The 25,471-nt window shown below is 38.3% G+C and carries 21 protein-coding genes and 1 pseudogene; 9 read left to right on the forward strand and 13 right to left on the reverse strand.

Features of this window, described 5'->3' with window-relative positions:
- Positions 1-122: pseudogene (locus tag CYK47_RS11665) on the forward strand (IS3 family transposase); the annotation flags it as partial.
- A 30-nt stretch (positions 123-152) separates the two neighbouring features.
- On the opposite strand, the gene CYK47_RS11670 reads toward CYK47_RS11665, so the two are convergent.
- The 5 genes from CYK47_RS11670 to CYK47_RS11690 form a co-directional block, all read right to left on the reverse strand.
- Positions 153-1,097 carry a TniB family NTP-binding protein gene (locus CYK47_RS11670; protein ID WP_122901963.1) on the reverse strand — a complete coding sequence of 315 codons (945 nt, stop codon included), beginning with the start codon at positions 1,095-1,097 and terminating at the stop codon, positions 153-155.
- Complete coding sequence (locus CYK47_RS11675; protein ID WP_122901965.1) at positions 1,084-2,964, reverse strand: TnsB C-terminal domain-containing protein; 1,881 nt, start codon at positions 2,962-2,964, stop codon at positions 1,084-1,086. Before CYK47_RS11675 ends, CYK47_RS11670 begins: the two co-directional genes overlap by 14 nt.
- Before the next feature lies 1 nt (position 2,965).
- On the reverse strand, positions 2,966-3,670 hold the full coding sequence (locus CYK47_RS11680; protein ID WP_122901967.1) for a hypothetical protein: 705 nt from the start codon (positions 3,668-3,670) through the stop codon (positions 2,966-2,968).
- 283 nt (positions 3,671-3,953) lie between these two features.
- Positions 3,954-4,136 (reverse strand): DNA-binding protein, encoded by a 183-nt coding sequence (locus CYK47_RS11685; protein WP_122901969.1) that lies wholly within the window; start codon positions 4,134-4,136, stop codon positions 3,954-3,956.
- 124 nt (positions 4,137-4,260) lie between these two features.
- A complete protein-coding gene (locus tag CYK47_RS11690; RefSeq protein ID WP_122901972.1) occupies positions 4,261-4,743 on the reverse strand; it encodes a hypothetical protein in 483 nt (160 codons plus the stop codon).
- Positions 4,744-4,838: 95 nt separating this feature from the next.
- Between CYK47_RS11690 and CYK47_RS11695 the strand changes: the two genes are divergently transcribed.
- The 4 genes from CYK47_RS11695 (at position 4,839) to CYK47_RS11715 (ending at position 10,842) form a co-directional block, all read left to right on the forward strand.
- Entirely contained in the window at positions 4,839-5,045 is a 207-nt protein-coding gene (locus CYK47_RS11695) for a helix-turn-helix domain-containing protein (protein ID WP_122901974.1), read from the forward strand.
- 372 nt (positions 5,046-5,417) lie between these two features.
- Entirely contained in the window at positions 5,418-6,311 is an 894-nt protein-coding gene (locus tag CYK47_RS11705; RefSeq protein WP_122901976.1) for a radical SAM protein, read from the forward strand.
- A gap of 9 nt (positions 6,312-6,320) precedes the next feature.
- Complete coding sequence (locus CYK47_RS11710; protein ID WP_252150276.1) at positions 6,321-6,848, forward strand: DUF6375 family protein; 528 nt, start codon at positions 6,321-6,323, stop codon at positions 6,846-6,848.
- 1 nt (position 6,849) lies between these two features.
- Positions 6,850-10,842, forward strand: coding sequence for an NACHT domain-containing protein (locus CYK47_RS11715; RefSeq protein ID WP_122901978.1), 3,993 nt, complete (start codon positions 6,850-6,852; stop codon positions 10,840-10,842).
- A 142-nt stretch (positions 10,843-10,984) separates the two neighbouring features.
- Here CYK47_RS11715 and CYK47_RS11720 read toward each other — a convergent pair whose 3' ends face one another.
- From CYK47_RS11720 to CYK47_RS11730, 4 genes are all read right to left on the reverse strand, one after another.
- Positions 10,985-12,268: a ribonucleotide-diphosphate reductase subunit beta gene (locus CYK47_RS11720; RefSeq protein WP_122901980.1), complete on the reverse strand. Its 1,284-nt coding sequence runs from the start codon at positions 12,266-12,268 to the stop codon at positions 10,985-10,987.
- A 444-nt stretch (positions 12,269-12,712) separates the two neighbouring features.
- Positions 12,713-12,838 (reverse strand): hypothetical protein, encoded by a 126-nt coding sequence (locus CYK47_RS15780; RefSeq protein ID WP_286206919.1) that lies wholly within the window; start codon positions 12,836-12,838, stop codon positions 12,713-12,715.
- A gap of 157 nt (positions 12,839-12,995) precedes the next feature.
- Entirely contained in the window at positions 12,996-13,178 is a 183-nt protein-coding gene (locus tag CYK47_RS11725; RefSeq protein ID WP_122901982.1) for a hypothetical protein, read from the reverse strand.
- A gap of 130 nt (positions 13,179-13,308) precedes the next feature.
- Positions 13,309-16,140 (reverse strand): ribonucleoside-diphosphate reductase subunit alpha, encoded by a 2,832-nt coding sequence (locus tag CYK47_RS11730; RefSeq protein ID WP_122901984.1) that lies wholly within the window; start codon positions 16,138-16,140, stop codon positions 13,309-13,311.
- Between the two features lie 549 nt (positions 16,141-16,689).
- Here CYK47_RS11730 and bfmR point away from each other — a divergent pair.
- Positions 16,690-17,406: a response regulator transcription factor BfmR gene (bfmR, locus tag CYK47_RS11735; protein ID WP_122901986.1), complete on the forward strand. Its 717-nt coding sequence runs from the start codon at positions 16,690-16,692 to the stop codon at positions 17,404-17,406.
- Positions 17,407-17,442: 36 nt separating this feature from the next.
- Positions 17,443-19,065, forward strand: a complete 1,623-nt coding sequence (locus CYK47_RS11740) for an ATP-binding protein (RefSeq protein WP_122901988.1) — start codon at positions 17,443-17,445, stop codon at positions 19,063-19,065.
- A gap of 46 nt (positions 19,066-19,111) precedes the next feature.
- On the opposite strand, the gene putP is transcribed toward CYK47_RS11740, so the two are convergent.
- From putP to CYK47_RS11760, 4 genes are all read right to left on the reverse strand, one after another.
- Positions 19,112-20,605, reverse strand: a complete 1,494-nt coding sequence (putP, locus tag CYK47_RS11745) for a sodium/proline symporter PutP (protein WP_122901990.1) — start codon at positions 20,603-20,605, stop codon at positions 19,112-19,114.
- A gap of 208 nt (positions 20,606-20,813) precedes the next feature.
- Positions 20,814-21,668 carry an SPFH domain-containing protein gene (locus CYK47_RS11750; RefSeq protein WP_122901992.1) on the reverse strand — a complete coding sequence of 285 codons (855 nt, stop codon included), beginning with the start codon at positions 21,666-21,668 and terminating at the stop codon, positions 20,814-20,816.
- Between the two features lie 10 nt (positions 21,669-21,678).
- Positions 21,679-22,143 (reverse strand): NfeD family protein, encoded by a 465-nt coding sequence (locus tag CYK47_RS11755; RefSeq protein ID WP_122901994.1) that lies wholly within the window; start codon positions 22,141-22,143, stop codon positions 21,679-21,681.
- Between the two features lie 118 nt (positions 22,144-22,261).
- Positions 22,262-22,873 carry a 1-acyl-sn-glycerol-3-phosphate acyltransferase gene (locus CYK47_RS11760; protein ID WP_122901996.1) on the reverse strand — a complete coding sequence of 204 codons (612 nt, stop codon included), beginning with the start codon at positions 22,871-22,873 and terminating at the stop codon, positions 22,262-22,264.
- Positions 22,874-22,976: 103 nt separating this feature from the next.
- Here CYK47_RS11760 and CYK47_RS11765 point away from each other — a divergent pair, with 103 nt between their 5' ends.
- Positions 22,977-24,188, forward strand: coding sequence for an MFS transporter (locus tag CYK47_RS11765; RefSeq protein WP_122901998.1), 1,212 nt, complete (start codon positions 22,977-22,979; stop codon positions 24,186-24,188).
- Positions 24,189-24,298: 110 nt separating this feature from the next.
- Positions 24,299-25,438, forward strand: a complete 1,140-nt coding sequence (locus tag CYK47_RS11770; protein ID WP_122901999.1) for a porin — start codon at positions 24,299-24,301, stop codon at positions 25,436-25,438.
- The last annotated feature ends 33 nt before the right edge of the window (positions 25,439-25,471 follow it).

The following is a 25,471-nucleotide window of genomic DNA, read 5'->3' on the forward strand; positions in this document are numbered from 1 at the left end:
ATATTGAGATTTATTACAATCGGGTCAGAAGGCATTCCGCAAACGGCTGGTTAAGCCCAGAAGCCTTTGAACAGAAATATTTTAAGAATTTAGAGGGATTTGTTGTCCACGATACTGTCTAGGATCAAAAAGAGTATTTTGCATAATTATATTTATTTCATGAGTGAAATAATTTGAGACATATTCATTTCGAAGGGATTTTTACTTTGTTTGCTAATGTATATCGTGATACCTAATTTCCAGGCATAACTGAAATCATTAGAGTTAATAACCTGCCGACCATCGTTTAAAGCATGCGTAATACTTTCTCTAATAAGGCTCATAATGTATGAGTGATAACCTTTCGTTGCTAATTGAATTTGCATGCCTACCAGTTGGCTATTTAATGCTGGCATGAAGGTGATATTTTGCCTATCGAGAATTCTTGAAACTTCGGCAAGAAATGCAAACATACTTCCACCCTGTGATGGATCAACAGTTAATGGGTTTAGCTGGTAGATGAATGGAAATCTGCGTGCAATTTGGCTATCAATTTGAAGTAGTGGTACAAACTCAGGTAAACCAACTAAACAAAAACTGATTCCCGTTCTATTCACTAAGGTTTTAATCCAATTGCCTGTAGTTCGATTCATTCTCGTCGACGTAGGTTTACGCTCAAATAAATGATGAAACTCATCTAAAAATATAAGCTTGGTTTCACATTGGGCAAGTAAATGAATAAGCCTACTTGTTAAGTATTCAGTCGTACCATATCCATTTTCACAAGTGATATCCCCAAGTTCTTTGAGTATCATTATGGCTAATGATTTCACTGTGGCAGGTGAGGGTACTTCTACATAACATGCTGGGATGATAGATTTTTTATGATACTTTTCAGTTTTTTCTGAACGTGGCATCAAGCTTAAGATTGCTTTGCACAAAGTTGTTTTTCCTAATCCTCCTTCTGCCAGCAGCATGCTTCCAACTGGTTCACTATAAGAAATACTTCTTTTGACACAATCTTGTATACCAGTAAAAGCTGCCATAAATTCATTTGAAGTAATGACAATATTGTTAATAGATCGAATCTGTTCAAATCGGTTGTCAAATTTTTCCATGTTTCAATACCTCCAAAGAACCAAACTGATCAATTGAAGTAGGTGTATTTATAGTGGAAACAGATTGTTCAGAAATAGCCTTTTCCTTCGAAAGAAGTTGTTCTTCAACTCTTTGTAGCTGCTTGGGAAGCTCTAGTGTAAGTGGTTTTAACCTTGGCTTTTTTCTCACAAGATTGGTTTGAATTTCGTGCATAAGTTTGTATAAATAATATAAATCGGACATTGAACCGATCTTTTTTCTATCTAATTGTGACTGATTTTTCTTGAGTTTTTGAACCTCTAAATGGGTTACACGAGTCAATCCAAATGTATAGTCTTGATTAGTTGAGTCTGCTTGAATGACGACATCTTTATTGTCGGGATCAATGATAAAAACTTCATTCAAATTTAAGTCATCAATAAGCACAGTAACGGTTTTTATGCCTTTTGCTTGTAAAGTAGTAAGTGCATGAGAAAAATAAATGATACCGTCCACTCGGACTTGACCGTGATTAATGCTTCTTTCAATAGGCCTGCGACAGAGAATTTTGGCATCTATTTCTGTTAGAAAACTAGGCTGAATATCTTCAATAGCATCTTGCCACATGATGATGGGTGAGCGTCCTGTCGTGTGATGGATAGATTGGTGATAGACTTCATTAATCCATCTGCTTATATATTCTCTTAGTTGCTCCAAAGTTAATTGTGCATTTTTACTGGAATTGTATTCACCTCTTTCTGTTGGGTTTGAGAAGGTTGTACCAGGCAGCTTTTGAAGAATCCCATGTGTCAGCGTGCTAAAAAAACGTTCAATATGCGGTTTGTTATTAGGCGTACCAACTTGAGAAGGAGTTAGAGTAATTTTCAGTTGTTCACAAACTCTTGCGAGAGCATTATTTTTAAATTCCACACCATTATCTGGAATGATGATGCTTGGAATTCCTCCTGGTAGCTTTTGGTTCGGCCGAGTAATCATGTCTTTAATTACTTCTAATGTTGTTGCAGCACTAGGTGGGTACATATTGATATAAGACCCAACAATTGTTCTTGAGTAAACATCAATTGCACATGCTAGAAAAGGCCGCCCTAAAGCAGTTTTTGTTTTTGGGTCTATAACAATAATGTCGAGATAGTGCGTATCAATTTCGACCATGTACATAGCAAAAGGACTAATAATACTTTTACCCGCTGCTTGAAATTTTTTCTTTGCTATTCGAGAGCCTTTTTTTACTTTCAGTTCAATAAATGGATCTAATTTCTTGATATATCGTTGAATACATCTGCGTGTTGGTAAATTGTCTAATGGGATGCCTCTCTCTATGAACTGACCAAGCATATGGGCTTGAACATCTTTACTACTTCTGTATTCTGGTTTTAGATATACCTCATTAATAGCTTGATTTAGAATTTGATAAATTTCTGGACTGAACCGCAAATTAAAATTGCCTTTCGATGTATGTTTTAAGCTGAGCTTATTATCCAAAGCAAACTTATATTGAGTTATCCATCTCGCAACAGTGCGACTAGAAGGTGGGTTGGGGTCTTGGATTTCAGCAGATATTTGGGGTATTAATTTTGAAAGTAAATTGTCACTCGTTGGGTATTCTAATAGCTGCAAGGCGCTTATTACATAACGTTCTCTTCGATGAATCTCAATACTATGTTTGGGGTTAATCATCAGTTTATCTGGTGCGAAGACACATAAAATTTCACCTGATGTATACCGGCTTTCAAATTCATTCGGGGATATCGAAAATGATTTCCCCCCCGCAATAGCTGCATACCGTATAGCGTTATAGGTTACAGAACCGATTTCAAAAATATAATCAGGATGTTCTTTAAAATAAAAACGAAAACCTGGCTGTGGAATAAAAAGAGCATTATTCATGTTAATGTGCCTCTCTTATTTCTTTTTTGACTCCGCCAATCTTTATTCTTTGATGAAAAAATAGATAATCTGCTAGTTCTTGTTTAAGACCAATTGATTCAAGTGTTTTATAGGCTTGCGTTGAGTTATCAAATTCTTTGAGCTTTAACTGGTCTAAAGCGTAATTAATTTCGAAAGTATTCCAGTTGTATTGATGTCCTCTTTGATACCAATAAAGCAACTGAGAAATCTCTGATTCATTGGGTAAATTTCTGTGATCTATTAACTTAAAAGTAATATCAATTGAGTGGAGTAGATCGGAAAGTATTGCAAAGCGGTTTAAGTCATCAGTTGATAATGATGCTATGGATGGTTTGACTTCGTGAACTTCATAATCACCTTTTTGGGTTTGAACTAAAAAATCTGGAAAACAATACTGTTCATTGATCAGTAAAATTTTTAATGCTTGTGAGCGATAGTTTAAGATATTTGGATCTTGTTCTAACGAGAGTGCATGAGCAAGTTCAAGTCGGCTTTCTAATGGTATTGCTCCACAACACTTTTCACTAGGGAAGAGAGAGGTTCGACGACCAAATGCTCCTTGGTGGATTTTACGTTGCCCATGAAGTGTAGCTGCTACATTTGCTGTTGATTCAAAGGCAATCCTAATTTGTTCCAAGATATTGGTTTGAATATCAGTTTTTGAAAAAACTGTTTTATAAGACATATCTGTTCATCCATAAGTAATTCTATTCTCAATAGACATTTGAGAATGAGCTAATCTGTACTATTGCGATCGAATAGCACTTACTTGACTGGTGACGATATAGAGAAGATACTATGATTCTCACGTCTTTATATTCTTCTATATAAAGTCACCAACGGATCCTTTTAGGGTCCGTTTTTTATTGAATTTTTCTCTAGTTTTTCATAATTACTCCAAGAGTATTTCTGAGTATGAGAAATTTGGTGGTTCATGAAAAAGACGTATTAATAATTTCACACAACTATCAATCATCTTTAATTCCTAATTTAACTGCGATTTTGTGACTCTCTCCTCGAATAGGAAGTCTATTCATTTTCAAGACTCTATATACCAATTCTGTTGAAAAGTTATTCTCCTTAGCCCAATCCGCAAAGGATATTCCTTTCTTTTGAAATTCTGTTTTAACTTGCTCAATAGATTTAGCCATAGCGTTGAAATTTGTAAGATATAGGAGGAAATTTAGTTTCAAAAAAAAATTAAATCAAGTTATTTTTTTTAATTAATTTATTGTTTTTTAAGTAAATATTTTTAAAAATATTATCTTTTTATTTTCATAATATTTTTAAAAAATTATCTAAAATATTTAATTTTTCTCTTTTTTCTTCTCCTTCTAAATCAATTTTTTGATCTAAATTTATAAATTCTGAATTAAGTTCAGGATATTTTAATAAGAGTTCATGCAAGTACTCTTTTTGAGTATTTAAGCTAATTATGTTTTTGTTTATTAAACTTTTTTCAAGCTCTATAACCTTTTTTAAGCGGCTATTTAAAAAATGATTTCTATTCTGTTTCAGTTTTTCAGTTTCACTATAAAGAAATATACGACTGTTACTTTCTGACCTTTTAAAACTCAAGAATCCATGACGCAATAATGTTCTTAAAGATGCATATATATGCGATGCATGAATGGTAGAATTTTTTCCTTTAAGATTTTTAATGTTTTTTAAAAACATTTTCGCTTCCCACTCATGGATTTCATTTTGAAGAAAAACTTTTTCAAACTTTTCTGCATGTGGAAGATAAAATTGAAACATAGCTATTAAATCTTTTTGATAAAAAAGAGGATTATAGTCCGTGGATATATAGTCCTCAATTGGTGATATTTCTGTTTTTGAGCAATTAGTTACAAATGTCAGAATTATCAGCAGCAATCGGTCAATTAATCCGCAATAGACGAACACAACAAAAATTAACTCAGGAATCTCTTGCTCTTCAATGTGGGATAGATCGTAGTTATATGGGACGTATTGAACGTGGCGAGGTTAATATCACTGTTGAAAAAATTTATGAAATTGCTTTTGTGTTGAAAATTAGTGCCAAAGATTTACTACCTTAAAATTAAATTACCTATTACATCCAACAGTTTTGGGTATTTATGACGTTCGATGAGTCTTGCCGATATTCCTAAAGAAAATGGTTTTTTTAATACATCTGCTTCATGATGCGATAAATACGCTTATGATTCACTTGCTTCAATAACCTCATACTTGCCTTTAAGTGACAATTGAAATGTGACTCAGTTACAGCTTGCTCGTCTTTTAATAAGCCACAGTCTTATGTATCTAAAGTTGAAATTTTAGAAAGAAGGTTAGATATCATTGAGTTATGCGACTGGCTTAAAACTTTAGATATTGAAATAACAGTTTTTATAAATCAATTTAAATTTTAAGGTTAGAATATATTTTCTTAACCGATTGATTTATTTGTAATGAAAAAAAGAATTGGGCCAGATGGAATCCTTTTTTTTGACCGAACTTCAGGCAATAATATTTTAATAAATGAATGCTCTTTACCTCAATCTGAATGGTCTTTAGCCCCAAGACAGGTCTCTATAGCACTTACTAATGTTTGTGATTTGCAGTGTGAGTTTTGTTATGCACCAAAAAATAAAGCGAGTCTTGACTTTCAAAGCTTAACAAAATGGATAAAGGAATTCGACCAGTTTGGCTCTCTTGGAGTGGGGTTTGGAGGAGGGGAACCTACTTTATATCCTAAGTTCTCTGATATATGTGAATTTACAGCTAACGAGACAGATCTAGCTGTAACATTCACTACTCATGGTCATCGCTTAACTGATACATTATTGGCTGATCTTAAAGGTAATGTGCATTTCATAAGAATAAGTATTGATGGTGTAGGGGCTACTTATGAAAGATTCCGTGGTCGAAAATTTAGTAAATTGCTAGAGCGTATTGAAAGAACAAGGCAAATTACCTCTTTAGGTTTTAATGTTGTAGTTAATGATTCAACAATACAGGACCTTGATCAGGTTGCAGAAGTTGCAAAGATGTTTGATATATCCGAAGTACTACTTTTACCCCAGCAAGCCACTAAAAACGTCAAAGGTTTATCAAGAGATTCCTATGAAAAGCTGAAGTACTGGATAGAAAGCTATAGAGGGGAAACTCGTTTAACTATAAGTGATATTGGGCTTGAATCAAATTTTATATGTAATCCGCTTTCGATGGAAACTGGGCTTAATGCTTATGCTCATATAGATGCCCTAGGATTTATTAAAGGTAGTTCATATTCAAATATTGGTCAGCAAATTGGTGACAAAAGCATTTTAGAAGCGCTTCAGTTATTAAAAGAATGTAAGTAAGGGGAAAGTATGAAAATTTGGAATAGTTATGGATCAGAACATTCTATGAATTTGGTATTAATAGGCTCATTTGTTCAGGCTAAAGATGCTGAAAATATAGAAAAGCTTGTTGCAAAGTTGAAAAAAGCTTCTGAACATGAGGAATATTACTTATCTGGTGAATCTCCAGAAAATCATAAATTTTCTAAAGAAGTCTTAGAGGCTCTTCAAGAACAGCAAGTTAATCATTTATCTCCATTAGAAATAGACCAATTTAATTCTGATTATTATTTAGAGCGAGATGAAAATAAGATAACGATTGATACGGATGAGATTGATATATCCGCATTTATTAAAATTTTTGTGGATGCTGGTGCAAAAGTAGAAGTTTACTCCAAGCATTTTTATCCTGAGAATCCTGAGAATCCTGAGAATCCTGAGAATCCTGAGAATCCTGAGAATCCTGAGAATCCTGAGAATCCTGAGAATCCTGAGAATCCTGAGAATCCTGAGAATCCTGAGAATCCTGAGAATCCTGAGAAAGTTGAGGGAAAATAGAATGTCTCAACTTGATTGGAGTAAATTTGAAAATTTATCTGGTGCAGCTGACGTAAATTTTGAAAAGCTTTGTAGATCATTAATAAGAAGACACTATGGTCAATATGGTTCTTTTAAAGAGCTTGCTAATCAGGCTGGGGTTGAGTTCCATCTAAAGTTAGACCAAGACTGTGCTTTAGGAGGCTCTACACGATGGTATGGATGGCAATGTAAATGGTATGACCTACCTAGAGCACGAGCAATAGGAACAACTAGAAAAGACAAAATTATTGATGGACTTACTAAATCTAAGAAATATTTACCTCATTTAACGGATTGGGTTTTATGGACTAAATATATTCTTACAGAGGGCGATCAAAAGTGGTTTTATGGATTACAAGCTGATTATCCATTTAAACTACATCTTCAAACTTGTGATGACATTGAGAGTTTATTGGTTGGGCCAGCATTAGCTTTGCGAGAGGCTTATTTTGGTGAGTTGGTGATTGATGAACAAGTATTAAATCAACATTACCAAATCATAGCATCTACTCATAGTAAGAAGTTTCAACCTGAAGTGCACCAAACAGTTAAAGCTGAAAAGATAATTGAGAAATGTTTAGGAAGGCACGCTTCTTGGGAATCACTAGATAGCCTTGAGAAATCTATAGGCAATAATTTAAAAATAGTCAAAGATGCAGTTAATCTTGAGGATAGCTATGTCAAAACCACCTTGCCCGATTTTATAGCTGATGGGGAAAGATTGAGTAGTTTTTTAAATTCTTTATTTTCAGAGTTGGCAGCAGGAAATTTTGAAAAAGCAAAAGAGCTTTTGGTTGAAGATTTAAGTTGTGATTGGTCTAAATATAGGAAAACGATAGCTCGATTACGAGCTAACAGAAGCCATACTGCTATGTTTGCAGCAAATTTGTTAGCAGATTTTTATGCTTTTTCAGAAGAAATAAAAAAGGTAAGGAATGCTTTAAATGCCAAGGTCATTACTATCGTTGGTAAGGCTGGCGATGGTAAAACAGATCTTGCTTTAGAAATATGTAGACCAAGAGATGGCATTAATGCTGGAGTTCTTTTTTTAGGAAAAGATTTAAATGCAGGCGAAAATTTAGATCATTTAGTCAAAAGTTTTAAGATATATGGACGACCTATTAATACATTTGAGGATCTTTTAGAAGCAGTAGATGCAGCAGGTCAACGCCTTTGTAAACGTATTCCAATTGTAATTGATGGGCTAAGTGAATCTGAAGACCCAAGAAATTGGAGAAATGAAGTAGCTAAAGCAAATGCATTACTAGAAAACTATCCAAATATATTACTAGTGCTAACTTTAAGAGGGGAATTTTATAAAGATTGTATTCCAGAAACAATTCCAACTTTTGAGTTGAATGGGTTTGTAGATGATCCAATTGCGGCGATACATTGTTATTTTGAACATTACAAAATAGATGCTTTAGATGCAGATATACCAATCGAACTACTTTCACATCCTTTAACATTAAGACTTTACTGTGAATCAGCAAATTCAGAAAGAAGAATAGTTGTAGGTGTAGAAGCATTACCCCGTTCTCAAGTTGCTATATTTGAGAAATACTTTGAAAAAGCAATTGATCATATTGTAGATTTATCTCCGTCAAATCAAAGGTTATATCATGAAGATATTGAAGATACCTTATTGAAAATTGCTGAAGTGTTATGGACAGAAAATCGTAGGACATTAGATTTTAATCAGGCTCGTAGTATTGCTAATGAAGTCGTGAGGTCAGGAAGCAGCTTAATAAAAAGCCTTGAATCCGAGGGTATATTATTAAAGTATAGATCACAAAATGGTAATCATGAGATAGGTTTTTCTTATGATTTAATGGCTGGGTTTAAAATAGCTGAATACCTTTTGAAAGGTGATTTCAATAGTTGGATTAGGAAAAATATTCATAAAATTCAGTATAGTCAACCACATTCAAATACCTTGGCTTATGATGTTTTTAACTCATTAGTTGGTCTATATCCTAAATATTATGTGAGAAAACATCTTTGGCAATTGTTAGAAGGTGATTTTAAAGAACGTGCTCTTTTACAAACAACTCAAGAGCAAGCAAGTCTTATCAATAGGGAAACCATTCAAGAATTTCAGAACTATTTATTATCCTCAGAGCAATTTGCTTCTCAAGCATTTAAAAAGCTGAAAACTACTCGGTCAGCATATGCTCATCCATTTGATGCAAACTTTTTAGATAAAGCTTTAAGAGCTATGGGAAATACATATCGTGATTTAACATGGTCTGAATGGATAAGAAAAAATTCTAGAGAACTTAAAAATGACCTAGAGCTCCTCGAGAAAAGATGGGCTGAAATACAAATTGGAACTAATGAAAAGGGTCGAGTTATATGGGTTCAATGGTTACTAACAACTAACCATAGAGATTTAAGAGATCAAGCAACAAAAGTACTTTCTACATATGCGAAAAAAGATCCAAAAACATTATTTGAGATTGCAATTAATTCATTAGATATTACGGATCCATACGTGCCAGAAAGAACTTTTGCTGCAGCGTATGGGGCTATTTTGAGTGCTGATTTTATTGATGCAGAAAAAATAAATAGTAATGTTTGTAGTTTCGCCCAACAAATTATAGAAAATTGTTTTATACCTAATGCCCAATACTCTACTACGCATACAATTCTGAGAGAATATTTACTAGGCACTATTAATTATGCTTTAACAGTAAATCAGAATTTTATCAGTCAAGAATATTTGGGTTATTGTCAAAAGCCTTATAAACATTTACCTGATCTGTTCAATAGTCTACCTGATATAAGTGATGAGAGAATAATTGAAGTCAAGAAAGCAGCCCTTCAAATGGACTTTAATAATTACACTATTGGGAGATTAATTCCTGATAGACGTAATTACGATGATTCACATCCTGATTATATTCAAACAAGAAGAACTATTTTAAAAAGAATGATTCAGCTTGGATATGAACCTGAAAAATTTCAAGAGATTGATCGAGATATAAGTTCGAGTTCTTATTATGATCGTGATGTGAAAATAGATAGATATGGAAAAAAATATAGCTGGATTGCTTTCTATGAAATGTATGGATGGAAGGCTGATAGAGAACTTTTAGATGATTGGCGTGTTAATGAAAGATGCAGTGATGTAAGTATAGATCCAACTTTTCCTAAAGTTGATAATTCTTGGAGCCCTAAACTTACAGAAATATTTATTGATTCTCCAAATCATATCGGTGAATGGATTTTAAATGGACCAACCCCTAATTACTTGGATCTTTTAGAGACGCAGCAGTTTACCCAAAGTGATAGCTGGATTTTACTGAATGGATTTCTACAAGAGGACTCAAAAACGGATTATCGTGAAATATTTACATTCATGAGAGGTTTTTTTGTCGCAAATGAATATGTTTCTACAATAAGTGAATTTGTTTGTAATAAGGATTATCTTGGTAATAATGCATTGCCGCAAATTCCTGAAAACCATTATAAATATGCAGGCGAAATGGTTTTAGGAAATACATTTTTAGAACTGAATCATAATGTAAGTAGTCGGGTAAATTTTGATGAATGGGATGCATCCAGTTTTTTAATAGAAGTTCCTGTGCAATCTTATTCTTGGGAGTCTTATCACAGTTCTTTGAATCAAGCAGGGGGAATAGACTTTCCGAATCCTGAATTATGTCAGAGATTAGATCTAAAATACCATAATGGTGATTCAGACTTATATGATTTTGATGGGGTAGCCTCTATTTTTAAAACATTGAAATCTTCTGATGAGAATTTGAAAGGTAATTTATCATATTTAAGAAAAGATCTTTTCCAAAAATACCTTATAGAAACTGGACAAACATTTGTATGGATATTATGGGGAGAAAGAGGACAAAACTATAAAGGGAATGAAGAGATACATGAATATTTCAGAACTAATCAACACTTACATAAACAAGTTTATATTTGGAAGGATGATCAAATAGTTAAATTAAATTAACTCATGTTACTAAAATTCAATTTAGATTAAAGAAAAACCCGCTATAAATGGCGGGTTCTCAATGACAACTTATGTGTCGCGCAATGACATTTTATGTGTCGCAAATGACAACTTATGTGTCGCGTGACGGACGAAAAAAATCTTACCAGCTTAACGCACCACCAGTTTGGTAGTCGGTTACGCGAGTTTCAAAGAAGTTTTTCTCTTTACGTAAGTCCATCATTTCTGACATCCACTGGAATGGGTTATTCACGCCAGCAAATTGTTCAGGTAAACCTAATTGGTTTAAACGACGGTTACAGATGAACTTCAAATATTCTTCCATCATTGCCGCGTTCATGCCAAGTACGCCGCGTGGCATCGTATCTTTAGCATATTCGATTTCAAGCATGGTACCTTCAAGAATCATTTGAATGATTTCTTGTTGGAATTCAGCTGTCCATAAACCTGGGTTCTCGTTCTTGATTTGGTTAATCATGTCGATACCAAAGTTCAAGTGCATTGATTCATCACGTAAGATGTATTGGAATTGCTCAGCAACACCATTCATCTTGTTACGACGACCCATCGACAAGATTTGTGAGAAACCACAGTAGAAGAAGATACCTTCTAAGACACAGTAGAACGCGATCAAGTTGCGTAGCAAGATTTGGTCGTTTTCAGGTGTACCTGTTTTAAAAGTAGGATCACTTAAAGACTGGGTATATTTAAGACCCCATGCCGCTTTACGCGCAACAGATGGCACTTCGCGGTACATGTTAAAGACTTCGCCTTCGTCCATACCTAAAGATTCGATACAGTATTGGTAAGCATGAGTATGAATTGCTTCTTCAAATGCTTGACGCAATAAGTATTGACGGCATTCAGGGTTGGTAATGTGACGGTAGATCGCAAGGACTAAGTTGTTAGCCACCAATGAATCGGCAGTTGAGAAGAAACCAAGTGAACGCATTACAATGGTACGTTCGTCTTCTGTTAAGCCATCTTCAGATTTCCACAATGCGATGTCGTGGTTCATGTTGACTTCTTGTGGCATCCAGTGGTTCGCACAACCGTCTAGATATTTTTGCCACGCCCACTCGTACTTAAATGGTACAAGTTGGTTTAAGTCAGCACGGCAGTTGATCATGGCTTTGTCATCAACTTGTACACGCTGTGCACCCATCTCAAGTTCTTCAAGACCTGGTGCTGCATCTAAGCTATTTAGGGCGTGAGATGCTCTTGCCAGTGGATCGGTTGAATCTGCTGCGGCTCCGCTATAGGTTGTAGCGGGTTGTGGAGCTGCCACATGCGTCTGTGGTTGCTTTGCATCAGATACCACTTGCGGATTAGTCGCTTTTTGCGGTTCGACGGGCGCAGGCTGCTGTTCAGGTGCAGTCGGTTTTTGCGAATCATCTTCGAAATCGTCCCAACTTAGGATAGACATAGTGTTTCTCTTCGTTGCTTTATATCTGGTTTAGACATCATCAACAAAGAAGATGTCATTACTATACGCCTAATATTTTTCAGCAATGTGATTTTTTCTTGATTGATATGCTTTCTTTAATGGAAAGATTAAATCAATCATGAGAAAGGGTGCTGGGAATTAAGGCTTATAGAAAAGTTTTGAAATTTGCCGCGTATTGTAGTCAGAAAGGGTTAAATTTGATAGTCCAAAAGTGTGTATTAAGGCTAAAAAATGCTCGAAGATTATTTAGATCTATGTTTTTATTGTGAATAATAATTGTAAAAAAATCATTGATTTATATTGGGTAGATGTGCGCAATCTCGCCTCTACCTATAGAGGGAGAGTTCGTATTTAGGTAAAAAATTAAGGGGGCTAAAAAGTGATAATTTTTATAGATAAGTTCAGCATTAAAAAGTTAATTCCTTACTTAACTTTCTTATTTTTTCGGACTTTAATCAAAAAATAAGCTACAGGTACGTAAAACAAAACCACAAAGGAAATAATCAGGGCAGCAAGTCCTAACATATAGTTTGGGGTGATTGGTTCCATGAAAATTTCCTTTTGTTGTTTTGAAATTCTAATCCTCCCCAAACCCCTCCTTTAAAAAGGAGGGGCTTTCACGCACTCAATCTGAGTCAGAAAAAGTCCCCCTTTTTCAAAGGGGAATTTAGGGGGATTAGAAATACAATAGTTAATTGCATTGCTTTTAAGAATTAGTTGCCTGAGCAACTACTTTCTCTTGAATATCTTGGTTATGAATATCTGAAGAGTGTCCAGTACTTCCACTTGTTAATAAATAAACAACTAGAAGTACTCGATATAGAATTCGTTCAAACTCTTCAAAAACCACACGTACTTTCTTTCGAAAATCTTTTAACTTGTTCGACATGTTCGCTCCTATAAGGAACCAATCATTTGAAGTAGCAAAAGTGAGTTCTTATGCTAACCACTCATAAGAATCAACCATTGCTAAGCCGCAATGATGAGATAAATCTCTGTTGATTCCTAATATGGTTAAATTACTGACAAGCCTCACAATCTGGATTGTCAATTGAACATGCTTGTGGCACTGGTGCTGCATTTGCAAAACCTTCTTCTTCTACAGAAGCAGCAGCTTTCGCTTCAACTGGCGCAGCGACAGGAGCAGCAGTAGGGGCAATCGTAGATTTCACCGCGTTTAATGCGCCAGTGTTAATCGTCGATTTCTCAGCAGAAGTCGCACCTAATGCACGTAGGTAGTAAGTGGTTTTTAGACCACGTAACCAAGCCATCTTATACGTGATGTCAAGTTTCTTACCGTTTGCACCAGAGATGTACAAGTTCAGTGATTGCGCTTGGTCAATCCACTTTTGACGACGTGATGCAGCATCAACGATCCAACGTGGTTCAACTTCAAATGCAGTCGCGAAGATTGCTTTTAACTCTTCTGGGATACGGGCAATTTTTTGTACCGAACCTTCGAAGTGTTTAAGATCATTCACCATCACAGAATCCCAAAGACCGCGATCTTTTAACGCACGTACTAGGTACGGGTTGATCACTGTGAATTCACCTGACAGGTTAGATTTCACATATAAGTTTTGGAATGTTGGTTCAATCGATTGCGAAACGCCACAAATGTTTGAAATGGTTGCAGTTGGTGCAATTGCCATCACGTTTGAGTTACGCATACCGTCTTTTTGAACTTTGGCACGTAATGTGTCCCAATCCAAACGCTGAGTACGGTCTACTTCAAACATGCCTTCAGGACGTGTTTTTGCAACTAGGTTTAATGAATCAATTGGTAAAATACCTTGATCCCATAATGAACCTTTAAATGTTTCGTATGTACCACGTTCAATGGCTAAATCGCTAGAGGTTTGGATTGCGTAGTAAGAAATCACTTCCATTGATTCATCAGCAAAGTTCACAGCCGCGTCAGAACCGTACGCTATACCCATTTCGTATAGTGCATCTTGGAAGCCCATGATACCCATACCGACAGGGCGATGTTTAAGGTTTGAATTACGCGCTTGTGGAACAGCGTAGTAGTTGATATCAATGACGTTATCAAGCATACGAACAGCAGTTTTTACTGTGCGCGCTAGTTTTTCGCGATCTAATACACCACCTTGAACGTGTTGTACTAAGTTAATTGAACCTAAGTTACATACTGCAATTTCGTCTTTGCTTGTGTTTAGGGTAATTTCTGTACACAAGTTAGAAGAGTGAACTACACCAACGTGTTGTTGTGGTGAACGTAAGTTACATACGTCTTTGAATGTGATCCACGGGTGACCTGTTTCAAATAGCATAGACAACATTTTGCGCCATAAGTCTTTCGCACGAATGACTTTATGAAGCATGTTGTTTTCTTTGGCAATGCCTTCGTAGTAAGCATAACGCTCAGCGAATTCAGCACCGGTTAAATCGTGTAGATCAGGTGTTTCAGATGGCGTGAATAGCGTCCAATCTTTGTCTTCAATCACACGTTGCATGAATAAATCAGGAACCCAGTTCGCTGTGTTCATGTCATGGGTACGACGACGGTCATCACCAGTGTTCTTACGAAGCTCTAGGAATTCTTCGATGTCTAAGTGCCAAGTTTCAAGGTATGCACATACTGCACCTTTACGTTTACCACCTTGGTTAACCGCAACCGCAGTATCGTTGGCTACTTTAAGGAATGGAACCACACCTTGAGATTTACCGTTGGTGCCTTTGATGTATGAGTTAAGCGCACGAACTGGTGTCCAGTCGTTACCTAAACCGCCTGCCCATTTAGACAACATTGCGTTATCACGCATTGCGCCATAAATGTCGTACAAGTCGTCATCAATTGTGGTTAAGTAGCAGCTTGATAACTGTGGACGAAGCGTACCTGAGTTAAATAGCGTTGGTGTAGACGCCATGTAGTCGAAGCTAGAGAGTAAGTTGTAGAACTCAATTGCACGTTCTTCGCGGTTAGCTTCATTTAAGCTTAAGCCCATTGAAACACGCATGAAGAACAATTGCGGTAATTCAAAACGTACGCCATCTGAGTGGATGAAGTAACGGTCAAATAAAGTTTGTAAACCTAAGTAGGTAAATTGGTTAGAGCGCTCTGGTTTGATCGCTGCTGCCAATTTAGCAAGGTCAAAGTTAAGTAACTCTGGCGATAAAAGATCAAGCTCGATACCTTTCTTTAAGAACGTCTCTAAAGCATCACCTTCAGCAGTTGCAACGTCTAAACCTAAAAACTCAAGACCAGTGGCCACTAAGTTGTCACGTAATAAACGCGCAGTTACATAGGTGTAGTTTGGCTCTTGTTCAATACGGGTACGGGTTGCCATCATCATTGTGGTTGAGATGTCATATTCTTTTACGCCGTTATATAAGTTTTTAACGGTTTCATCCACAATGGCTTGTACGTCAATGCCTTCTAGGCCTTGGGCAGCAGTGGCGATGGTTGCGGTTAAAGCGCTTAAATCAAGCGGTTTTAACTGACCATTTTGGTCTAAAATTTGTAAAGTTGGATGATGATTTGCGTTTAATTGTTTACGCGCTTCTGCACGTTGTTCACGATAAATCACATAAGCACGCGCCACTTTTTGCTCGCCAGTACGCATAAGCGCCAATTCAACTTGATCTTGAATTTCTTCAATATGAATCGTGCCACCTGAAGGTAAACGACGTTTAAACGTGTTAAGTACCATTTCAGTTAATTGTTCAATACGATCATGAATACGGCTTGATTCAGCACTTGGCTGGCCTTCTACGGCTAAGAATGCTTTGCCAATGGCAACTGAAATCTTTTCAGCATCAAAAGCGGCAACTTCACCAGTGCGTTTAATCACTTGAAGTTGACCGGGGGTCGCTGTGGTTACGCTCATTGCATCAACTCTTTATTGGTTTGTACACCATTAAGTTACTATTTATTGTACAGCTTAAGTTGGCAATAGCTACCCATCGCGTTTGTAAATAAACACAAGACTTAGTGGTTTAAAGTAGGATTGGGCACAAGATACGGGAAAATCCGTGGTAGATCAATATTGACATTTTAGAAAAGTTTTCGAATCAAACTTCTGTCAAAAAATAAAAAAAGGCAGACTTTATCTTTAAGCCTTGCCCCGTGTGGCATAGCATAGCAAAGCTTGGCAAAAGAGAATATAGATAAAGTTGTGGATAACTGAAAAAGCGGCAAATTTAATTTTTGTTAGGCAAAAAACATGCATTAATTGTTTAAAAAATGACATTTCAATCCATTGCGAAGAGTAAGCAATTGCCGAAGATTAAAAAAATATAACAATTTGCTACTTTGATGTATCAGTTTGGTGAATGGAGTCTTGTTTACAATGTAAACGTGTGTATATTGCAACTTATATTTAAGCGTATCTATTGGATTTTAAAGGATACGTCAAGTTAATAAAGGGGCATTGTCCATGAGCCAAGAAGAAAAGTTACCTAAAATTTTAATTGTTGAAGATGACGAGCGTTTAGCACGCTTAACGCAAGAATATTTAATCCGTAATGGCTTAGAAGTTGGGGTAGAAACCGACGGTAACCGTGCGATCCGTCGTATTATTGCAGAACAGCCCGATTTGGTGGTGTTAGATGTGATGTTGCCGGGTGCTGATGGTCTGACCATTTGCCGTGAAGTGCGCCCACATTACCATCAACCGATTTTAATGCTGACAGCGCGTACCGAAGACATGGACCAAGTTTTAGGTCTAGAAATGGGTGCTGATGACTATGTTGCAAAACCAGTTCAGCCACGCGTATTACTGGCGCGTATTCGTGCGCTACTACGTCGTACCGACAAAGTGGCTGAAGATGAAGTGGCACAGCGCATCGAATTTGATGATTTAGTCATTGATAACGGTGGTCGTTCGGTGACCTTAAATGGTGACCTCGTTGATTTCACTAGCGCAGAATATGACTTATTGTGGTTATTGGCCTCTAATGCGGGTCGTATCTTATCGCGTGAAGATATTTTTGAGCGTTTACGCGGCATTGAATATGACGGTCAAGACCGTTCAATTGACGTGCGTATTTCGCGTATTCGTCCAAAAATTGGCGATGATCCAGAAAATCCAAAACGTATTAAAACCGTACGTAGTAAAGGTTATTTATTTGTAAAAGAAACCAACGGGATTTAATCGTTTTTTAGCCCCCTGATATAGGACAAGCCTTAGGTGTTTAAACACAGTATCTTTTTACGGATTTATGCTGGACTGTTGATTTTGATGGTGCTGGTTGCCTGTTCAGGTTATGTACTCACGCAAATTATCAATTATCAACGTGCTCAAGAATACCGTGAGTCACTGACCGATGGCATGGCTTATATCATTAGTGAGGGCATTGCACGTCAATCCAATCAGCAGCAAAAAGAAGATTGGATCTCGGATGCCTCAAATCTCTTGGGGCTACCGATTTTTTATGTGCGTGCTGATCAAGTGTCATTGTCACGCGCTGAAAACCGCCGTATTGCTGAACAAAAAGCAGTGGTGCGTTATCAAGCTGAAAATTCGATTGCTTATGTGGTGATGGGCATCAAAGATGACCCAGATCATTACTTGTATGCGCAAATTGATGAGATTACCGAACAGCAAATGAAATTTTTGCCGGTATTTATTCAAGATTATTTGGCCTATTACTCAGGCCAAGAAGCCAAATATCTAGCCAACATTCAAGAGCATTTTTCTTATCCTGTTAGCATTCAAAATTTACGTGATTTATCCTTAGATTCAGAACAGCTCAGTCGTTTACGTTTGGGTAATGGCATTATTGTTTATAAAGATAATCCATCCATTCGTGGTACCACCATTTCAATTATTAGCCCTTTAGAGCGTGATCCAACCCAAGCTATTGTGATTGGGCCAGTACCGCTGTTTAACTGGATGCCATTTGAGTTGGCCGCTGGTATTACCTTACTCAGTCTGTTTATTTTGAGTTTGGGAGTTTACGGCTTAATGATTCCAATGCAGCGTAAGATTCGCGAAGTGAATCGTGCTTTAGATCAAATTCAAGGCGGTGATTTATCAGTGCGTTTACCTGTAGATGGTACCGATGAACTGGCAAACTTAGCCACCAGTTATAACAACATGGCTGAACATATCCAGCGCTTAATTGAAGCGCAGCGTGAACTGATGCGTGCGGTATCGCATGAACTACGTACCCCTGTGGCACGCATTCGTTTTGCGTTGGAAATGTTGGTGGATGAAGATGATTACGAATATCGTCAGCAACAAATGGATATGATTGATAAAGATATTGAGGCCTTAAATACCTTAATTGATGAAATCATGACCTATGCCAAGCTTGAGCAAGGTATGCCATCCTTAGATTTTGCACAGGTCTCTTTGTTTGAGGTGCTCGATCAAGTGCTCACCGAAACCGAAGCTTTAAAAACTGGTAAAATTTTAGAATTACAAGCGCCACCTGTGGCTTTAGAAGTCGAAACCGAGCGCCGTTATTTGCACCGTGTCATTCAAAACTTAGTCGGTAATGCGGTACGTTATGCTGACAGTAAAGTGCTGATGAGTGGTGGCTTAAACGAGCAGGGTTTAGCTTATATTTGTGTTGAAGATGATGGCCCCGGTATTCCAGAGGCAGAGCGTGAGCGGATTTTTGAAGCATTTGCCCGTTTAGATGATAGCCGTACCCGTGCTTCTGGCGGCTATGGCTTAGGCTTGTCGATTGTCAGTCGTATTGCCTATTGGTTTGGTGGAGAAGTCTGCATTGACCAAAGCCCAAGTTTAGGCGGAGCGCGTTTTATCATGACATGGCCTGCTAAACGCTTAACTAAAAAGAAATAAAAAAAGCCCGCAATTTGCGGGCTTTTCTTTAGCATTCAAAGATCAATTATTTGGTGGCTTCTTTATATAAGCGATCTGCTTGGTCAAAACGATCTGTCACTTCAGCAGTTGGTGCTTTGCCCATTAGGCTTACCAGCACAATCGCGATAGTTGAACAGATAAAGCCCGGAATAATTTCATATACACCGGTATCACCCCATACGTTTTTCCATACAATCACCATGACCGCACCAATAATCATACCCGCTAAAGCGCCATTTAAGGTCATACGACGCCAGAACAAAGATAAGATAATCAGTGGACCAAATGCCGCACCAAAACCTGCCCAAGCATAAGCGACTAAGCCTAGCACTTTAGATTCAGGATTACCCGCCATCCAAATCGCAAGTAATGCGATCATCAGTACCATGACACGACCCACCCAAACTAATTCGTTTTGGCTGGCATTTTTACGCAGTAGTGATTTATAAAAATCTTCAGTTAAAGTACTTGAACACACCAAAAGCTGACAGCTAAGTGTACTCATTACGGCGGCTAAAATAGCAGCCAGTACCACACCTGCAATCCATGGATTGAATAAAATTTTAGTCAATTCCATAAACACAGTTTCAGGGTTGGCATTCACCACACTGGCCAACTCTGGATTGGCTTGGAAGTAAGCAATACCAAAGAAGCCCGCAGCTACTGCGCCGCCCAAACATAAGATCATCCATGTCATACCAATACGGCGTGCGTTAGGAATCGATTTCACAGAATCCGCAGCCATAAAGCGCACTAAAATATGCGGTTGACCAAAATAACCTAAGCCCCATGCCAATAAAGACATAATTGCGACAAAGCTTAAATTTCCAATCAGGTCGGTGGCTTGAGGACGCGCAGCTTCTAAAGCTAAGCTGACTTGTGACATATCAGAGAAGGTCATTAAGGTCACAACAGGGGTTAAAATTAAAGCAAAGATCATCAGACCCGCTTGGAAGGTATCTGTCCAAGACACTGCCAAGAAACCACCAATAAAGACATAACTAATGGTGGCAATGGCACTAATCCAAAGCGCGGTGCTGTATGACATATCAAACATGCTTTCGAAAAGGCGCGCGCCTGCAACCATGCCTGAAGCACAATAAATGGCAAAGAAAATTAAAATCACGAATGCTGAAACAATACGTAATACTTTCTTTTGATCATTAAAACGATTAGAGAAATAATCTGGCAAGGTCAGTGCATTATGCTGCACTTCGGTATGTACGCGTAAACGACCTGCGACCAACAGCCAATTGAGCCATGCACCAATAATCAGACCAATTGCGATCCACATTTCAGACAGGCCAGAGAGATAAATAGCGCCGGGTAAACCCATCAGTAACCAACCGCTCATATCTGATGCACCAGCCGAAAGGGCAGTGACAAAACTACCTAAGCGACGACCACCTAAGATATAGTCAGAAAAGTTAGCTGTGGCGCGATAAGCCATCAGGCCAATCGCGACCATGGCGACAATATAAAATAAAAAGGTAATAAGAGTGGGATTCAGGGAGCTCATACATGATCCATTTTTCAAGTTGGACAGTTGATCAAAAGCGGTTCCAGACGCTGTTGCCGCCTTGCTTCATTCCTGACCACAAGTCCGAATTTTTTCAAAAATAAACGCGAAATTTAACCATAATTTTAGATTGCTTGCTGAAGTTTTCATATACACATAAAAAATAGACAGCTTTGACACTGTCTATCATTTTTAAAAAAAAGGATTTTTAACGGTTTTGTCCCATCACACCACGAATGGTATTGAGTACATCAGCTGGTAAAACCACAGTTTTGGCATTATTGGATTTGGCCATTTCTTGCATGGCTTTGACGTATTGTTCACCTAATAAATAAGCGACAGGAATTTCTTTATCCCCGACTGCTGAGGACACCATGCTAATGGCTTTTTGCGATGCTTCGGCTAACACGACTTGTGCTTCTGCATCACGGCGTGAGGCTTCTAAACGACCATCGGCTTCTAAAATCGCCGCTTGTTTTTCACCATCAGCTTTGGTGACGGTGGCACGACGTTGACGTTCTGCCGCCGCTTGTTCTTCCATTGCCGCTTGCATGGTATGTGATGGTTTAATGTCTTGGATTTCAACCGTCTTTAAGGTAATACCCCAATCGGAAATATCATCAGAAATGGCAGTTTTCAGTTTAGCTTTAATATGATCGCGTGAGGACAAGGCATCATCTAAGTCCATTTCACCCACAATCGAACGTAGCGATGTTTGCACTAAGTTTTGAATGGCCCATGAATAGTTTTCGATACCATAAACTGCTTTTTCGGGTGTGGTTAAATTAATATAAGCCACTGCATTCATCAGTAACACCGCGTTATCACGGGTAATCACTTCTTGCGATGGGATATCTAAAACAATATCTTTGGTGGTGACTTTATAAGCCACTTCATCGACATAAGGAATGACAAAGTTTAACCCCGGTTGCAAGGTGGTATGATATTTACCTAAACGTTGTACAATCCACTTATAACCTTGCGGCACAATACGTACGCCCTTAAAAATGGTGATCGCAACAAAGGCCAATAGGGCTAATCCAATAATACTACTCACTGGCATAAATTTAATCTCATTGTTGTTGTGATGTGTGTGGCTCAACCAATAAGTCATTGCCTAAAATATCCACGACACGAACTCGGTCGCCAACCTTGACTGGCTTTAAGCTGCGGCATTGCCATTCATCTGCACCTAAAACAGGGACAGAGAAACGTACTTTAATATGTTCATGCTCAAGATGACTTTCGATGACCATGCCCACTTGCCCAATGGTGGCTTCACGCGATAAACCTGCTTTGGTTTTATCAATCGACAGCGGTTTAATCAGCTTAAACCATGCCACTGTGCAGATGATTGATAACAGCATCCAAATCAGCAGTTGGGCGGTCAATCCCATGCTAGGAAAAAGCCAATATAATAGGCTCACCACTAAAGCACCTACCCCAAACCACAGTGCAGCAAAAGAGGGCAAAATCAATTCAGCTAAAATGAGCATAATCGCCAAGACCAGCCAGTGCCACGGTTCAATGTTCCACATGGCAGTATCCTATGTTGCGAAGAACTTTGACTGTAACATAAGTGTAGAAATGATTAAAACTTAGTTACAACTCATGTAAAAAGCCCAAGCTGGGCTTTTTACATGAGTTGCCTGCATACTATTTTTTTTGCAAAGGTTGAGCTAAACGTTCAGGGTGTTTGGAAGAAATTTTATCGCGATATAAAGCCAATATGTGCTTTAGGTCGGCGTCATAATCACCTGTTGCTTCGAATGCGCCTAAACAGTGAATGATTTTTTGCGCATAATCTAAGGCAAACATAACTATGGGCACCTCTGCGCCCAACGCAATACGATAAAAGCCACTTCTAAATTCAGTGGCATTATGCCGTGTCCCTTCTGGGGTCATGCCCAGCCAAATTTGCTCACGGCTACGTAATTCATGAATCGCTTGCTGGGTTAAACCTTGCGAAGCATTGCGTTTGACGGGGATGACATCAAGCCAATTGAGTAAGGGTTTGAGTGGGGTGTTAAATAAACTGGCTTTGGCAAACATATGAATTTTAAGATCTATGGCCACCACAAAATTAAAACCATACCAGCCATCTAAATTTGAAGTATGCGGCATGACAATTGCCACTGCTTTGGCTAAATTGGGAAATTCACCTTGAAATTGCCAGCCTTGTGCTAAATACAATTGCTTAAAAAACTTTTGACTGAATTTGCCGTGGCGTTTAGGCACTCGATCCGGTAAAAGTGGCAATGTGGACATTAGCAATCCTTAATTGATTTACAACATAAATAGTTTAGGCTTTTCAGTTAAAAAATATAGCGGCAAAATGTGTCTACGATTTTTATGCCCAAATTTCATCCACATGCCGCACATCTACTTGCTGTTATTTTCGTTGTATTGGGCACAAGGCTTACCTGTGGGCTTTATGACCCATGCTTTGCCAGTGATTTTACGGGCTGAAAGCGTATCTTTGGCGCATATTGGTGGCTTTGGTCTTTTAATGCTACCTTGGTCAATCAAAGTGTTTTGGGCACCACTGATTGATCGTTATGGCGCGTACCGTGCTTGGATTATTCCGCTGCAATTGATTATGGTGGCAAGTTTGGTGGCGCTGTCTTTTTTACCCGTGCAGGCGCTGGATCAACCTAGCTATTTAATGCTGTTTTTTGTGTTGTTATTGGTTATGAATTTTGCTGCCGCTACGCAAGATATTGCCACTGATGCTTTAGCGGTGCGGGTGTTGCATAGCCGCAGCCAACATTGGGGCAATACTTTACAAGTACTTGGCTCACGTTTGGGTTTTATTGTGGGTGGCGGTGTGTTGTTATGGCTGCTTGACATATGGCAATGGCAAGCGACCTTTTTAATGTTGGCTGGGTTAGTTGCCTTCAATAGTCTGCCGATTTTATGGTCACGGCATGGACAAGTGCTAAAAAAGTCACAGCAACAATTATTCAAACAAAGCTTAAAAAGCTATTTTACTTATTTTAAATCCAAGCCTGAGTTATGGGCATGGCTAGGCGTACTGTTAAGTTTTAAATTGGCCGACGGTTTGGCGGGCCCGATACTTAAAACCCTCATGGTCGATTTAGGCTTAAGTCTTCAACAAATTGGCTTATATATTAGCGTGCTTGGGGCAATAGCTGCTTTAGTGGGTGCCGGACTGGCAGGTCTGCTGCTGCAAGTGCTAAGTCGTGAGCGTGCTTTAGTTGCTCTATCTATCGCTAAAATTTTAAGCTTAGTAGCCTATGCATGGTTAGCAGAGCAATATCAACAGCAACAAGTTGTGAGTGCATGGCTGATCTATAGCATTAACGCCCTAGAAGATGCTATTTCAAGTATGTTGTTGGTGGTGATGCTTACCTTAATTATGCAATACAGCCGTCCAGCATGGGCAGGCACTGACTTTAGCTTACAAGTTGCGCTCATGGCGAGCGTCAGCGGCGGGCTATATATCTTCAGTGGCGTTTTGGCTGATGCAGTGGGCTATGCACTGTATTTAAAATGCATTGTGGTGGTGGCACTCTTGGCACTGTATCCAATCTACCGTTGGCAAACACATAGATCTGTCTAAAAAAATAATCTAACCCATTAAAAAATATATATAAATAATTTTTTAATTGTTTTTCTTCTCCCCAACAGCCATGTAACATGCGCGGCTAAATTGTAACAAGGATCTCCCTGATGAACACTCAATTGGCGCTGTTGGTCGCGCTATCCAGCGTCACATTCTCTGCGGTGGCTGCACCAAGTTTTTATGGTGAAATTGATTTAAGTATCGATTACTTAAAAGAAGACAATGCCAGCGGTCGTGATCGTGATGTGACCGAGCTCAGTTCAAATAACTCATTTATTGGCTTAAAAGGCGATCAAAAGCTCAATGAGCGTTTAAGCGCATTGTATCAAGCTGAATTTACCTTTTATGGTGATGATGGTCAAAGCGGTAGTGGTGATAGCTTTGTACCACGTAACCTATTGATTGGTCTAAAAGATCAACAATTGGGTACGCTAAAACTAGGTAAAATAGATACCCCCGTGAAACAGCTCTCTGCACAAGTAGATACTTTTAACAACTATGTAGAAAACAATGCTGATATTCACGGCATCATGGCAGGCGAAACCCGTATTGATAATAGCGTGGTCTATGAAACGCCAAGCTTTAAAGTTGGTCAAGGTCAGGTTGATGCCAAAGTACAGTTGGCGACGGGTGAAGGCGAAGAGCGAATTAAAGCCAGCAAAGGCGGTTATGGCGTTTCTGGTCGTGGACTTAGTGATTCTTGGTCCTCATCGGTTGTGTATAGCGATCAAAAATTCTTAGCCGGTGTCGGTTATGACAAAGCCATGCCAAGCCGTTTCCTCAGTCGCGGTTTTTTAAATGCACAACACCAAGAAGTCACAGCAGCTTCGAATGTCATTGCAGCAGCAGATAACCTACGTGCCATTGCTCGTGTCAATTTAGACAGCGGTGTGTCATTACGTGCTTTATACCAGGTCTCTGAAATTGCTGACACCCAAGCGGGTGAAAAACCAGCACAAGATCTCACAGTGCAAAACATTGATGATGCGCAAGCATGGTTAGTGGGGGCAGAATACAAGCTCGCACATGCTCAAGCATGGACAGTCAAAGCGCAGTACAGCCAAAACACAGTGAGCTTCAAAGATACCACAGCGGATTATGAGCTACAGCAAGTATTGGCAGGTGTAGATTATGCTTTTTCTAAGCAAGTCAAAGTCTATGGTCATGCCGGCTATTTAAGCATTGAACAAGCTGCACAAGAAGATCAACAATTTTTGTTGGGCACAGGCTTTGAATATAAATTCTAAGCATCACAAAAAGGCGCATATCGCGCCTTTTTT

This window comes from Acinetobacter sp. B51(2017) (assembly GCF_003711395.1).
GTDB lineage: Bacteria > Pseudomonadota > Gammaproteobacteria > Pseudomonadales > Moraxellaceae > Acinetobacter.